The following is a 15,415-nucleotide window of genomic DNA, read 5'->3' as shown; positions in this document are numbered from 1 at the left end:
TTATTTGATTATTCTAATGTTCAAAATAATGACGCAAAGTTATTGATTATATTCCAGTATTGAAGCATTGATTTTCACCTATTGTATCTTTATTTTAGCAAAAAGGAATCTCTTCTCCTAATTTTTTGTTATACTTTTAATATACTATTATCTTTACGTATGCAGGTTTTTCGTTCTCTCCATTATAGAAATTTCCGTTTACATGTTATAGGACAAGCAATTTCCCTTATGGGAACCTGGATGCAGCGAATAGCCATCAGTTGGTTGGTCTATGAATTGACAGGATCTGTGTTTTGGCTTGGTTTTGTTCAGTTTATCTCCCTATTGCCCTCTTTGGTCCTGTCTCCATTTATCGGCAGTTTTGTCGATAAGCACAAAAAATATAAATTGGTTCTGATGACCCAAATTGGTTTGATGATACAAGCTGGAATCCTGACCTTGGTCGTTTATCTGAAATGGGAGAGTGTCTTATGGCTTTCCATCTTGGGTCTTATACAAGGGGTTATTAATTCCTTCGATGTTTTGGGACGTCAATCGCTGATGATGTATCTGGTTGGTGACCGTAAAGATCTGCCGAATGCCATAGCCCTGAATTCAACAATTTTCAATGGTGCCCGAATGTTGGGACCTGCAATAGGAGGTATTTTACTGAGTACATACGGTGAACTCGTCTGTTTTGCCCTAAATTTTATCAGTTTTGTTCCTGTCATTATTACATTGTTGTTGATGCAGGTCGATGAAACGCATGTTCAACTGAGCAAGGGAAGCAATTGGGAAGGCTTGGTCGAAGGCTTTCGTTACCTCAAACGCTCACCGCATATTGCTTCACTGATTATTATCATGACATTTTCCAGCTTGATTGTTATTCCGTATACCTCGTTGCTGCCTGCCATAGCAAAAGAAATGTTTCATGGCGATGAGCGTACGTTCTCCTGGTTTGAAAGTGCCGCCGGCTTGGGTGCAATGATTGGTGCATTTAATATGGCTCGTTTAAAATCGGGTACCAATTTGCGCTATCAGGTGATGGGCGCTGCCGCGCTTATGGGAGTTGCATTATTGTTTTTGGCACATTCGAGTATGCTGCAGATGGCATTGGTCTATGTGATGTTGGTATCTTTTGCCATGATGATGCAAAACTCAAGTATCAATACCTATATTCAGACACATGCCATACCGATCTATCGCGCCCGGGCGATCTCGTATTACGTTATGGCTTTTCAGGGAATATTTCCCATTGGAACGTTGATGATAGGTTCATTAGCGAGTTACTGTGGGCTTCGAACGACACTATACATCATGGGTGGACTGGGTATATTGATTGCAATCGTGTACTATGGCTATCTCCGGCTCCATATCCACAAACGTCTATTTAAGTTTTAATTTCCGGGTTCTTAATTTTAAGCTGCGCTTGGCATAATTAATGACGGCGCCATAGTCTGCAAAAATATCTCCGCCCAATACGCCGATCACCGGTTCAAGATCCATTTGCTGATAAGCATAGTTGATCGAGCTTAAATCCAATACCGCCGTATTTAAGTTTTTTATCCGCCATTCACCTATGGTCAGACTCGGGATTGTCATGTTGAAACTCTCCATCGAATTGGTGCCAAGTCCTGTTGATAATGTTTCTGAGGGCTCAAGCTGTAATTGGTCTTCCAAAAGATGGTCCAACAGCGTTTTATCAAATACTGTTTTAGAGGCGCCGGTATCAATTACCATCTTGAACGAACGGCTGTATAATTCTACATCAACTAAAATGTGTGTGCCCTGGCCCTGCAGATCCAGCAATTGAAATGGTACTGTTGTCATATAGCCAAACATAACCAAAAATTCCCAAAAAAAGGAAATTCAAATGCCTCAGGGGCCGCTTAAAATGACAAGGGCTTCGCTTATAATATAACTATAAGACTCACGGTTGCGTGGTGGACTGGGCTGTGCTCTGTGGCCAATCTATTGTCAATTGAAAGCGTCTACGTGCTACGGCGATGATAAAAAGATGGTTTGCGAAAGTAAAATCAAGCCCCTTAAGAATAGAATAGCTTAAAAATGACGCTGTAGGGGGACCCTATAAAATCGCCTAAAAAAAGGGACAGTCCATTTGGAATGCCCCTTTTATCTTCATATTGTTGATGAGCTACAGCGCTTTTATTTCTTTTAGTACATTGTTCATTGTACGCACTGCTTCTGCACTTTTACTGAATTTTTCTTTGTCCTCTTCATCCAGCTGAAGGGGGACGATCCGATCCCATCCTTTTTTATTGATGATAACCGGTACGCCAAGATTAATATCTTCTTGGCCGAATTCACCTTCCAGATAGACGGATGCGGTAAATAACTTGTTTTGATCACGCACGATACTTTCGACGACCGCGGCTGTTGCGGCTCCTGGAGCATACCAGGCTGAGGTCCCGATTAGACTGGTTAGGGTTGCGCCACCAACCATCGTTTTGTGTACAATTTCGTCCTGCTCTTCCGGGGTAAGGAAATCAGTGACTGGAATACTGTTCCACGTGGAGTGCTTGATAAGTGGAATCATCGTTGTATCTCCGTGGCCGCCAATGACAATGGCATTGAGATCGGCCGCAGAAGCATTCAGTTTTTCGCTCAGTTGATATTTGAATCGGGCTGAATCCAATGGGCCACCCATTCCAATGATTCTATTTTTTGGTAATCCACTTGATTTAAGTGCCAGGTAAGTCATGGTATCCATGGGATTCGAAACAATGACAATGATAATATCCGGAGAATATTTTACCAGGTTCTCCACCACCGACTTGACGATATTCGCATTTGTGCCAATTAATTCTTCGCGTGTCATTCCGGGTTTACGCGGAATTCCCGAGGTAATGACGGCAACGGTAGAACCTGCAGTGGACAGATAGTCATTGGTTACTCCCTTTATTTTTGATTCAAAACCCAACAAGGCGGCAGTCTGTGCCATATCTTGCGCTTTACCTTCCGCAAATCCTTCTTTAATATCCAATAATACAATCTCTTCGGCGACATTTCGACGGATTAAATTGTCCGCTGTAGTTGCTCCTACAGCTCCGGCACCAACAATAGTTACTTTCATATGTAAATTATTTGTTTATTCATGAGCTAATTTCCGCTTAAGAATTCATGCTGCCTTCGGCGGTTTTCTATGCCGTATAAAATATCCAGTCTCTCTTCACGAATGCGCGTATTTTTTACATGGATATTTCATGTGCATTGATGTGGATTAATAAATAATTCTTGAATTTAATCAATTATTGTCAGTAAATCAATGTATTTCGTGGGAATAACTTGTTTTTTGACATAATCGATAAGAGGGCAAATGCCATTGAACAAATAATGCACAATGATAGCGTCCAAAGGGTATGATTCTGATGGAATGCCCCCCAAGAAAACAGGCCTGAAATTCGTTCAAGCCTGTTTTTTTTATCGTGTAAATCAAATTTTAAATCCTAGAATGGATAACCGATGGCTAAATTAAACATCAAATTATCCTTTCTCCATTTTGAACTTCCAAAGTCGATATCCTTAAATACCCAACGTTCTCCTTTGGGAAGATACGGGATGCGGAAAGGTATTGACATATCCGTACGTATGATTAGAAAAGTAAAGTCAAAGCGTAATCCAGCGCCACCGCCAACAGCTAATTCATTCAAAAAGTTTTTGCTGAACTTACCGCCGGGCTTGTTGACGTCATCCCGTTGCAACCACACATTCCCCGCATCAATGAACGCTGCCCAATGAACAAAGCCCGCTAATTTGGCTCTATATTCGGTATTCAGCTCTAATTTGATGTCACCGGTTTGATCTGCATAGAAAAGCCCATTGCTTAATTTTTCAGGGGCAACTGTTCCTGGGCCAATTGCACGAGCACCAAAAGCACGGATACTGTTAGGTCCACCCACATAATATTGTTTTAAATAGGGGAGTGACCGCGAGTTGCCATACGAATAACTTAAGCCCAAACTGACCCGCGAGGCAAGCTGCGAATTCTCCGACAATTTGAGATAATGTCTTCCATCGCCACTGATCTTGATGTATTGGGAAAAATACGCATCGAACAATTTGAAGGTTTTCCCTTTATTGAAATCTGCTCCCTTTATTAATCCGAGTATATTCCCCGAGAGGTCCAAGTTGCCTTTGAAATAAAAGGTATTTTTCAAATGCTGCTTCATCGTGTTTTGAAACGTGAAATTGTAATTTGGGCCAATCGTAAATTGTGGATCTATTGCATGCCTTAACGCCGGAATGGTATCCATTTGTTTTTGGTAGTTTTCTGAAATCCCTTTAGGCTGAACATAGGTAATCTCCATTAGAGCAAGATCGTGCTGCTTCTCCTCAGACTCCTGCCAAATATAACCGTAATCCAATGCGATGGAATTTAAGGTATATGCTTTGCGGCGATTTAAAAACTCATACCGCCCTTTGACGTAAGTCTTGGGGATAAAACGTCGTGTCGGTGAAATCCGTCCAAAAGGGGACAATATCCGTGGAAAGGTCAGTGTAGCCTCCATACCATAGCGGTAATAACTCGAATTGAGGTCAGCCGATCCACCGGTCTGGGTTTCATAACCACCGAATACATTAAAACTCAACTGCTCCGCGCCTTTAAATGCGTTGCGTAAAGTCCAGTTGACATTCACCTCGGTACCATTGTATACTGAGGCCATTTTTCCTAAAAGTTCCACACGGAGTGATTTTTTAGGCAATGGCGTTAAGTAGTAATAGACATCCAGTGCATTGGGGACTTCTTTGCTGTCCACGAAGTTGTTTTTGACAAATTTCCAGCTATTGAGATTCACCAGGTGGCTGATGGTCTGGTTATGCGCATTCCGGTTGTAGACGTCACCGGGATGGAAGAAGATATGATTTGCGATAACAGGCTTTCGATAAAGATGCTGGCGGTCTATAAAATAGTAACTGCTATCATATAGTTCCGCGTTGCGGGTGGATCGCTGATAACCGGAGCTTGTTTCCGTGTAGTTCGGGAAAATGTAGATTTTATTGATCTTGGACGGTACCCTTGCCTGTGCCGGTGTCTCCTTTTTCACCGTAACATACATATCGACTTTGTTGTTCCGATGCGAACTGTCTACCTGAACTAGGATGTAATCGGGACTGAAATAATAATACCCTCTATTTTTGAGGTCATTGTCGATGCGGTCGCGCTCATTGAGGATAACATCTAAACTGTAATTCTTACCCACTTGCAAGAGGCTTTTATCGGAGCTCGAACGGATATCTTTACCCAACTGTGTTGTGCTGTCGATGTCGAATTGAACAGATCTGATTCGGTAGATCAGATTAGGCTTGGCTGTATAATTAATGGTTGCTTTTTTGTCTTCAACTAAGGTGTCCGATTTCACTTCCGCATTGAAGAATCCGAAATTCTCCAGACGATTGCGCAATAGGTTTTCATTATATTCGCGATTGACGTCGCTCAATAGTACTGGTTCTTCACCGATCTTCTTGAGGAATTTTTTAATGATGTTATTCCCCGCAGAGTCCCCGGCCATATTGTTGAAATAGAGCTTGAATGGTACGCCGGCCAAGCGTTTGTTGGGCTTTGGCATCAGTGCAGCTTCTAAATGAGTCGCAATCTTTTCCTTATTTTCTTTGGAAATCGTGTCCGAATCGACTATCACATTGCCCTTGACATATAAGCTTTCCCCTTCTTTTAGATTCTTGGTGGAAGAGCAGGATGCTATAAATGCAGCGCATGAAACTATTCCCACAATATACTTTAGTTTAGTTTGCATGGTAATTCCTTTCCTCATCTTCATTTTTTATAGCTGTCGTTCTGATGGTATCTATAGTTGATTTTGGACTATCGCTTTTCGGCGTACGTTTCGTTGAGTCCAGCTGTTGCTTACGTCTCTCTTTTTCTCTTTCCTCCATACGCTTTCTGTATTCAGGACTATGGGTCATCAAACTATCTCGGATGACGGTGCGTACACTGTCGCGATAGACTGAATCGGTTTCCATACGTTCTACATCGAAACGTTTTCTGAAACCCTTACTATTGGTGTCGTAATACTCTTTGAGTTTTTTCGAACTCATCCAGATCTCCTTAAATCGGTTGTAATCCATATTGATGATAAATCCGATACCCGTTTCTACATATTGACCTTGGAGTGTAACCTGATATTGATTTTTACGATATACCCGCGCAAAATAGCGGCCATCTTGCGAAAGTTGATAATCCAATTGGATATCACCAGCAATGTTGTTGGCCGTTTCTCCCGGACGTGTATTTCCTTCAACTTCAAAATTAGAGCCAACAGTAATTTTTAGGCGGTCATTTAAAAGCATTTTAGACACACCGATATTCAGATCTGTTCGGGTCTGGCCTGCTCCAGTTGCGTAATCTTCTTCCGAAGTTAAGTTGAAATCCAGCTCTACTCCGCTGATAAGCTCGGAGGCAAGGCGGTTCAATTGACCGCTCAGGAATGAACTGATGCTATTTCTGACAATGGCTTCCGTACCCCCGCCACCGGATAAACTCTCAAATGGATTGGTCGACATAAAGCGTCCCAAAACGATGAGTGAAAAGACCTGTTTGTTCAGTTCAGATGGATTTTCACGCAAGGTGGTCAAGGCATTGTTGACTTTGCTAATCACATCTTGCGAAACAACCGAGTTGTTTTCGTCCAAGTCGATATCAAAATTTAGTTGCGGTTGGAACAGTTTGTCTGTGATCTTCAGTAAGACATTGAAAGGAATCCGCTGCTTGTACAAATTAGCGTTTTCCGACCCCAGCTGCGTCGCTACAAGTTCGAGGGTCGGTGCTTTGGTTGTGTATGCTGCCGTGATATTAAGCTGCGCATCCAGGGGATCTCCATTCCAAGTGATCGTACTTCCTTTTCGGAATGTAAAATCTTTTTTTACGGGACCAAAACTGAAGGAGTAACTTCCTTTGTCTACGGTAAATGTACCCGACAAGGTAATTTTGCTACTTGCATCAATACCTGCGTTCAGTTCCGCTTCACCCTGGATATTCAGTGCATCCTGTGAACCAGCATCCAAGAGGATCTTAAATTTAGCATCCTTATCGGTTTGCAGATTCAGATCTACGTCGATTCCCGTCAATCGGGTAACAGTCATAGAATCTAATTTTGCAAATACATTGGCTCTTGTTGTATCACTCTTATCAACGAATTCGACAACCCCTTTCCGGTCGGCCATCCCGGGATCCTCATTTGGCATGACAAAGGTAAAGTCCGTATCATCTAACACCTTGATTGTGCCATCAACGATAGGCTTATCGAGGTTTCCACGAATGCGTAGGTTAGACGTGAGGTACATTTTACCATAAAACATGTCGTTGTCGCTCTGTGTTGAATTGAGCACCTCAAAATTGTCTGTATTGACATTGAGGTTGAAATCAAAATCAGTATACGTTTTGGTTTCTATGGACCCCGTTACTTTGGCAATATTTCCTTTTTTGTCTTCCAATGCAAATTTTGGGAAAGTAATGCCTCTTTCATCCAAGTGGATAGTTTCATCTTTAGCTTTGAAAAGTGCATTCAACATAGCAATATTGAACTGGGCATCTTTAAACTTAACATCTCCGTTAATGCGAGGTTTTGATGGCGATCCTGTTATTTTTAACTGGCCTTCAAGATTTCCCTTCGAGTCCTTTAGATACCCCAGACTGAATGCCTGCACGGTCTGCATCGAGAGTGGCGCAATATCCAAGGTGAAATCAAGGCTTGATTCTCCTTTAGGAGGACTGATAAAATCACCACTTAATACGACATTATTGCCATTTTCACTGATACTAATATTCGCGTTATAGGTGTTTTCTTTTTGATTATTCACTTGTATGTTGACGTTACCAACGGTATCTTTCCCAATATAGAATTTATCAACGACAAGGTCGGAGACAAATACAGGGCTGCTCTCCAGGCGTGATATCGTTGCCTGGCCATTAATGCCACCGCCAAGATCTATCGTTTCACTTTCAAGCATTCTACTTAAGGTTTCAATGCGGAAATTCTTAAATGCAATGTTGAGCGGCGAATTGAGTACACTGTCCTGCGATGATATACTCAGTTCCTGTCCTTTATTACTCAAAATAAAATCATTGGCCTGAATACCCGTGCTCCCAAATTTGAGTACGTTTTTTGGATTTATCGTCCACTTGTCGTAGTTCAGCATTAAGCCGTCCTGAAGGAGGCTAAAAACGAATGCACCATTATCAACGCGCATATTGGCGCCCAAATGATATTGCTCTTTCTCTTTCTTATCTTTTATCCAGAGGCCAAAATCCAAATTGTTTTGGATGACTTTACCACTGAATACGGTATTCACCAGTTCGATATTGCTTACCTTGATTTTATTGATCAATGCCGAGTAATACAGTGTACTGTCGAGGGTGTTGATATCTAGGGTAACGTTATTTATTTCAGTGCCATTATAGATTATTTTCGGTGCATCCAGCTTGGCGAGAATCGTTTTTGATTGACTGTTGAACATACCATCCAACGTGATATCCGACATCTCTGTCAGTTCTGGCAAGAAATCTTTGATAAACTTAGTTCGGGTCAATTGGGCCGAAAACTCGATGTTCTGCGGCTCGTATTTGGGCACTTTAACAGCTTTTCCCGGCTGGTAGTATACCTGTAGGATATCTTGAATAGCATTCTGCAACTCTAAAATTTTGTATTTTCCGACCAAATGGGCGTTTAAAAAGTCCGATTTTAATAGCAGTAAATTGCGACTTGTGTCGGCCTTTGCAACAAGGGAAATACTGTCTAAAGAGTAATATGCATCATTGTAAAGAATGGATGAATTGGTAATATGTGCCTCTCCGTTCAAAAAATTTGGATCGGCTGAACTGAAATTTCCGACGAGTTTACCGTGGTATTTGAACTCGTCATCCATCAACTTTAAATTTTTAAGATTAATGGTATCTACCATCAGCTCAAAATCCACCTGTGGGTACTTGGATTTCATATTGGCTGTCGCATTTAACCTCAATTGGATGTTTGGATCAGGGCTAACAACAGCGGCTTTTATGTCCCCTTTGTCTGCCGTAAGATTCATATCAATATTTTGGTAGCGATAGCCCATGGCGTCCATCCGGTTTACTTTGCCATCAAAGTTGGCGACAAGCTTCTTGGGATCGGTTCCATGGCCCTTAATTTTCCCCTCAAATGAAAGTATACCTAAGGTACTGTCCATTTTCATGATTTTACCAATGTCAAAATCACGAATACTCACATAAGCATCGTAGGTCGTGTCGCGGCCTATCATGCCCACCTTACCATTAAACTTGGCCGTTCCCTTTTCGGTTACCAGCGAAAGATTGGTGTTAAAGGCATTCATTCCACCTTTAAAAGTTCCGGTGAGTCCGATCGTATTGGGCAATTCTATTCCGCTCGGCAACATTTTTTTTGAAACCAGCTTTTCGATATCCGAGCGCCCGGTAGTCAATTTCTTTAAATTAAGATCCATGGACATTTTATCGACATTGGGAAGTCCCTTTAAATGTAGACTTGCAACGACGCGCGTATTGGACAGGGTCTGAAAATCAATTGCCGGAATATTAAGGTCATTTAGCTTACCGACAACGCGACCATCAATCGTAAATTTTTTATCCATCAGTGGTTTCATCACCTGCATAGTATCCAAAAATGGAGCAAAATAGTAGATGTCACGCATATCCACGCGGCTCTTTTTGATCGTTGCATTGACGTAGATCAGTTCCGGTTTTTTAGCGATAATATCCAAAGAGGGATAAGTTATTTTTAAGTAATCACGCAGCAGGGTGCGTGGCGTCTCTGCATATAGATTTTTGATCTCCGCGCCGGTATTTGTATACTTAAAATCCCCCCTCAATTGCTTGATCACAAACCCCGATTGATCGGCGGCTACAAGCTCTTTGAGTGATCCACTGATGGAATCGGCACTGTAGTAAAGATCATTTAAACTGGTTTTCATCCCAGGGATCTTAATGTTGAAGTAATCAAAGCCTTTCATACGGGCCTGATTATCGTCTCTATACGCTAAACTTGTCTTATTGATTTGGATTTCTTTGGCAGAGACAACCCAGTTTATTTTGGTGGTATCCGCGGTGTTTTTCGCTGCTGCGTTTACTTTTTTCGGGATCTTTCCAAAGAGCACAGTATTGTCTGAACCGTCAAGATTGATCGTCTGAATATCGACAAGCTCTTTGTTAAGGTCGATCTTGTTAATGTCCGCATGAAGGTTTTTGATATAAAACTTGGTATTCAACAGGCTGGATTGATCCTCGTACCGCACTAAGATGTTGGTCAGATCAGCCAGTTGTATACCAATCTCAGGGAGCAGGGTGGTTGTTTGTGCGGTTTTATCGGTGATACCAAAATCTTTCACCGAAGGTGCAGTGCCCTCAACCACCGGCCGCCATTGTTTCACTGTGGCGCTCAGACCATCTATCTTCACTTTAGGTAGATTGAAGGCCATGTTTTTTGTAAGGTCGAACTTCTTGATGTTGGTATTTAGGCTGTTCAGATAAACGTCGGCGCTTGTTCCGATAACATCATCGGCATAAACAATATGAAATTTGTCAAATTTGACTTTATCGAGGTTAAATAAGAGGGCGGAGCTACTATCCGCAGTCGGTTTGCTTTCTTTTTGAGAGGCGAACGCTTTGACAATATAATCAAAGTTAAACGAACTGTCGGGGAGTGTCCGGTGAATTTTTGCGGTAATACCTTCTGCTTCAAGGCGCTGTATTTCAACTGTGTTTTTAAGCAGTTTGAGCATATTGATATCAACAGTTATGCTTTTTCCCGCAACTAAGGTATCTTTACTTTGGTCTGCTAGATAGATGTCCTCCAACACCAGTTTTTTAGGAAAATCAATATTAATGTAGCCAATTTTAACGGGAGTACCAATCTTGTTTTCCACATATTGCGTTACTTTTCCGGCAATATAATTCTGAACGGATGGTAATCTGATTAGAAATACGATTAGAATAGCCAGCGCAAGGATGACTCCAATAATCCACAATATTGTTTTGAAAGCAATTCGGGTAAATCTGTTCAACGTATAATTTGATTTAAGTATCTATTAATAAAAATTAAAACGGAAAAAAGTTTGCTAAGTTTTCATATATTAACATATATCGCCACTATTTCAGCAAACTAAGATAAATTTGCCTGTAAATGCAAGCCCAATTTATGTATTATACCTACTAGCAAATAGTAGACTATTCTTCATTTCCCTTATATATAGTCATTTTATCTGGGGAATGTTAAAAAAACACATCAAATAATTGACCAAACCATTCTAGCCGTACAAAGTTTTTTGTTTTTTAATTTTATGTTAATAAAAGCATTGAATACCTATTAATTTGTCAAAAAAATAGGTATTTAATAGCCGCCGTATCTTGCTGAATGTTCATCACTGGAAGAACGAGGTGATTATTCCATCAGTTTTTTATACTTGCCCCAGTTTTCAAATACTACCCATAACCATATAATGAAGAGTACAGCCCAAATAATTAATCCCTGTTGGCTATAAAAAATCATATTGTGGGTAAAAATGCCAATGAGTATCGGGAAGATGACCAATGCCCCCAGCGTTCTTGTTTTTGGGAAAATGAACAACAAGCCGCCCAGAAGTTCGATGATTCCAACCAGTGGCATTAACCATTTTATTGTGGCAAAAGCCTCAAATACTTTTTTCATGTCCATATCCATAGGTGGCGTAGGCATATAATGAAAAAGCTTATCTAGCCCCGCATTGATGAAAAGCAAGGCAAATAAAATGCAAAGTATATTTTTAAAAATCTTCATAACGGTCAATTTTAGTTCATTATTTTACTGTTATCGTTGTTGGCGGATCAGTACGGTTATCCTCTTCATTTTTTTCTTCCTTGTTTGTATTTCGTTCTACAGTGATGGTACATTCTGTAAGCAATGCTGCGACAGCACCAATTGCTGCAAAAACAGGTGCTAAGATCAAGCCTATTGCGCCGATAGTCACCGGAAAACTCATGATTTCTTTACCATGTTTGTCCGCAATGCTGATTTTGCTCACATTGCCCTCGGCAATGATTTCCTTGATTTTCTGTAAAAGGTTTTCACCGTTAATCTGAAATGTTTCTTTGAATCCCATAATGCTATAATTTAAGTTCGCTCTTATAAAGTTATTCATTTTTTTACAGGAATCCGTATAAAGTTAATTGCATTGTTTGTTGCTGAGCAATTATAAAGTGCACTGTTTAAAACGGGAGAACTTCCTGTTGCATTTTTGCTTTACAAGTTTATATCGTGCATCCTTAACATATAGGTTACCTGTGAATGGCGAACCGAAATTCTCTTGATCCGCCTGTTTAGCATTTCGCAGAAACCGGATTTTCGATGTGTAAAAGCTAGAGCTGACTTCGTCATTTACACGGTTATTTAACGTAAATGATACGGATATAGGACGGAGCTTATTCGGTTGCGACCGAATAAGCTCCGAAGAAGTACCGAACAAGCACCGAAGAAGCACCGAAGAAGCACCGAAGGATCTCCGAACTTAATCATCTTGAAACATAAAAAAAGTCCCGCGCAGGGCACGGGACTTTTTACAAAATTTATTAGCTCTATAGCATAGATCTTAACCCAATGCTGTTAAGCTTTCTTGAAGAATTTTAATCTTAGCTTCTGCGTCCGCTTTTTTGCTTTTTTCGTTTTCGACAATTTCAGGTTTTGCATTTTGGACAAACCGTTCATTGGACAGTTTTTTGTCTACTGAAACTAAGAAGCCCGTCAAGTATGCTAACTCTTTTTCAATACGCTCACGTTCAGCATCTGCATCAATATTGTTCTCCAAAGTAACATAACATTCGTCTTTGCCAGCAAGGAAACTTGCGGCTCCGGCTACTTTCTCAGAAACAAAAGTTACGCCTTCCAAGTTTGCAATTTTGGTAATGATGTCAATATATTGTGCTAAATTGATATCTGATTGTTGATTGATAGCCAATGGCAATGCTACTTTAGGGGAGATACCTTTAGAATTGCGGATATTACGAACTTCCGAAATAATTTGTTGTGCGACAGCGAAATCTTTGATAAGCTGCTCGTCAAAAGCATTCGCCGTCGGATAAGCGGCTACGATAATGCAATCTTTCTCGTCTTTCACACCGAACAGTTCGTCATGCCACAATTCTTCTGTCAAGAAAGGCATGAAAGGGTGTACTAAAGTGAGTATACGTTGGAAAAAAGATTTTACTGTCTCTAAGGTTTCGCTAGAAATAGGGGAGCCATAAGCTGGTTTTACTAATTCAAGGTACCAAGCACAGAAGTCATCCCATACCAATTTGTAGGTTGTCATCAATGCATCTGATAAACGATAGTGTTTGAAGTTTTCTTCGATATCGACCAAGGCTTGATTTAACCTTGCCTCAAACCAAGATGCTGAAATCTTATCTGAATCTGAAGCCGGAGTAGCTGTAATTTCCCAGCCTTTAACCAAGCGGAAGGCATTCCAGATCTTATTGGCAAAATTACGGCCCTGTACACAAAGTTCTACATCAAAAGGAAGGTCATTACCTGCTGGAGCAGTCAATAACATACCCATTCGCGTTGCATCTGCACCATATTCGTTCATCAAATCTATCGGATCAGGAGAGTTGCCCAGTGATTTAGACATTTTGCGTCCCAGTTTGTCGCGTACTATACCTGTGAAATAAACGTTTTCAAAAGGCAATTGTCCACGGAATTCATATCCTGAAACGATCATGCGTGCTACCCAAAAGAAAATGATATCTGGGGCAGTGACTAAATCTTGCGTAGGGTAATAGTAGTTAATTTCTGCATTTTCTGGTTCGTTGATGCCATTGAATACCGAAATTGGCCATAGCCAAGCTGAAAACCATGTGTCAAGCACATCCTCATCTTGACGTAGATCTGTCAATTGAAGGGCTGTATTACCTGATTTTTCTTGCGCTAGAACAAGGGCTTCTTCAACCGTTTGTGCAACCACAAAGTCTTCGTTTCCGTCGCCATAGAAATACGCCGGTATCTGATGTCCCCACCACAATTGTCTTGAAATGTTCCAATCGGTAACATTCTCCATCCAGTTGCGGTAGATATTTTTGAATTTTGTCGGATGAAATTTAATGGTATCATCCATCACATTATCCAATGCTGGTTTTGCAAGATCTTCCATCTTAAGGAACCATTGATTGGAGATTTTTGGCTCAATAACAGCACCTGTTCGCTCTGAAGTTCCAACATTATTGGTGTAGTTTTCCACTTGCTCCAATAACCCTTTTTCCTCAAGCTCTTTCTCGATTTCTTTACGGACTTTAAAACGGTCCATACCCGCGTAATGCAGGCCATTGTCGTTTAGTTTCGCTTCGTCGGTAAAGATGTCGACAAATTCCAGGTTGTGCTTTTTACCTAGTGCATAGTCGTTCACATCGTGTGCTGGAGTAACTTTAAGGCATCCAGTACCAAACTCCAAATCGACATATTCATCTTCGATGATGTTCACCTTTCTGCCAACGATTGGAACGATGACTTGCTTTCCTTTTAACCAGGTATAGCGTTCATCATTGGGATTGATACACACGGCTGTGTCACCAAAGATGGTTTCAGGACGGGTAGTCGCCACAACAATGTATTGATCTGTTCCATCAACCTGATATTTCAAGTGGTATAATTTGCCGTTTTTCTCTTTATAAATAACCTCTTCGTCTGAGATATTTGTTTTTGCTTCAGGATCCCAGTTGACCATGCGGTAACCACGATAGATTAATCCTTTATGGTATAGATCGACGAATACACGGATAACAGATTGGTATAATTCTGGATCCATGGTAAAACGTGTACGATCCCAGTCACAGGAAGCGCCAAGTTTTTCGAGTTGTTTTAGAATAATACCACCGTATTTTTCCTTCCATTCCCAAGCATGTTTTAAGAAATCTTCACGAGATAAAGATCGTTTATCAATTCCTTGTTCTTTCAACATAGCGACGACCTTAGCTTCAGTGGCAATGGAGGCGTGATCGGTCCCCGGTACCCAACAAGCGTTTTTTCCTTGCATACGTGCCCGGCGAATCAAAACGTCTTGAATGGTATTATTCAGCATATGCCCCATGTGCAATACTCCCGTGACATTCGGAGGGGGCATCACAATCGTGTAAGGTTCACGTTCGTCCGGGGTGGAACGGAAAAATCCATTCGCTTTCCAATAGCTGTACCATTTTTCTTCAGCTTCTTTTGGATTGTAAGTTTTCGCTATGCTCATTTTAAATTTTTGTATTCAAACTTTTAAGGAACACAAAAGTAAGGAATTCTATGTTATTTTCCTTAGTAATCCATTGATCTTGTTCTCAAACAAAAAGAAGTTATGATTAATGGCTAAGCAATACGTTTAATGAGGATCCTCCTAAGCAGAAGAGGCGGTTATTGCAGTGAGGTAAAGCATAACGCAGGAT

At 40.9% G+C, this 15,415-nt stretch carries 8 protein-coding genes; 1 reads left to right on the top strand and 7 read right to left on the bottom strand.

Annotated features, from left to right (window positions below):
* The first annotated feature begins 159 nt into the window (after positions 1 to 159).
* Complete coding sequence (locus AAH582_RS21145) at positions 160 to 1,380, top strand: MFS transporter (RefSeq protein ID WP_343320417.1); 1,221 nt, start codon at positions 160 to 162, stop codon at positions 1,378 to 1,380.
* Here the strand turns inward: AAH582_RS21145 and AAH582_RS21140 are convergent.
* From AAH582_RS21140 to AAH582_RS21110, 7 genes are all read right to left on the bottom strand, one after another.
* On the bottom strand, positions 1,366 to 1,809 hold the full coding sequence (locus tag AAH582_RS21140) for a retropepsin-like aspartic protease (RefSeq protein ID WP_343320415.1): 444 nt from the start codon (positions 1,807 to 1,809) through the stop codon (positions 1,366 to 1,368). The genes AAH582_RS21145 and AAH582_RS21140 overlap by 15 nt on opposite strands.
* A gap of 325 nt (positions 1,810 to 2,134) precedes the next feature.
* Positions 2,135 to 3,073 (bottom strand): malate dehydrogenase, encoded by a 939-nt coding sequence (locus tag AAH582_RS21135; protein ID WP_343320413.1) that lies wholly within the window; start codon positions 3,071 to 3,073, stop codon positions 2,135 to 2,137.
* A 373-nt stretch (positions 3,074 to 3,446) separates the two neighbouring features.
* A complete protein-coding gene (locus AAH582_RS21130; RefSeq protein ID WP_236585988.1) occupies positions 3,447 to 5,771 on the bottom strand; it encodes a BamA/TamA family outer membrane protein in 2,325 nt (774 codons plus the stop codon).
* The gene (locus AAH582_RS21125; protein ID WP_343320410.1) at positions 5,743 to 11,028 is read right to left on the bottom strand and encodes a translocation/assembly module TamB domain-containing protein; all 5,286 of its coding nucleotides are present in this window, start codon (positions 11,026 to 11,028) and stop codon (positions 5,743 to 5,745) included. Before AAH582_RS21125 ends, AAH582_RS21130 begins: the two co-directional genes overlap by 29 nt.
* A gap of 377 nt (positions 11,029 to 11,405) precedes the next feature.
* Positions 11,406 to 11,780 (bottom strand): DoxX family protein, encoded by a 375-nt coding sequence (locus AAH582_RS21120; RefSeq protein WP_046671871.1) that lies wholly within the window; start codon positions 11,778 to 11,780, stop codon positions 11,406 to 11,408.
* A gap of 19 nt (positions 11,781 to 11,799) precedes the next feature.
* Positions 11,800 to 12,102, bottom strand: a complete 303-nt coding sequence (locus AAH582_RS21115) for a DUF4342 domain-containing protein (RefSeq protein WP_343320408.1) — start codon at positions 12,100 to 12,102, stop codon at positions 11,800 to 11,802.
* 486 nt (positions 12,103 to 12,588) lie between these two features.
* On the bottom strand, positions 12,589 to 15,225 hold the full coding sequence (locus tag AAH582_RS21110; protein WP_343320406.1) for a valine--tRNA ligase: 2,637 nt from the start codon (positions 15,223 to 15,225) through the stop codon (positions 12,589 to 12,591).
* Positions 15,226 to 15,415 lie beyond the last annotated feature (190 nt).

This window comes from Sphingobacterium multivorum, assembly GCF_039511225.1.
Lineage (GTDB): Bacteria > Bacteroidota > Bacteroidia > Sphingobacteriales > Sphingobacteriaceae > Sphingobacterium.
This window is presented reverse-complemented; position numbering and strand designations above follow the sequence as displayed.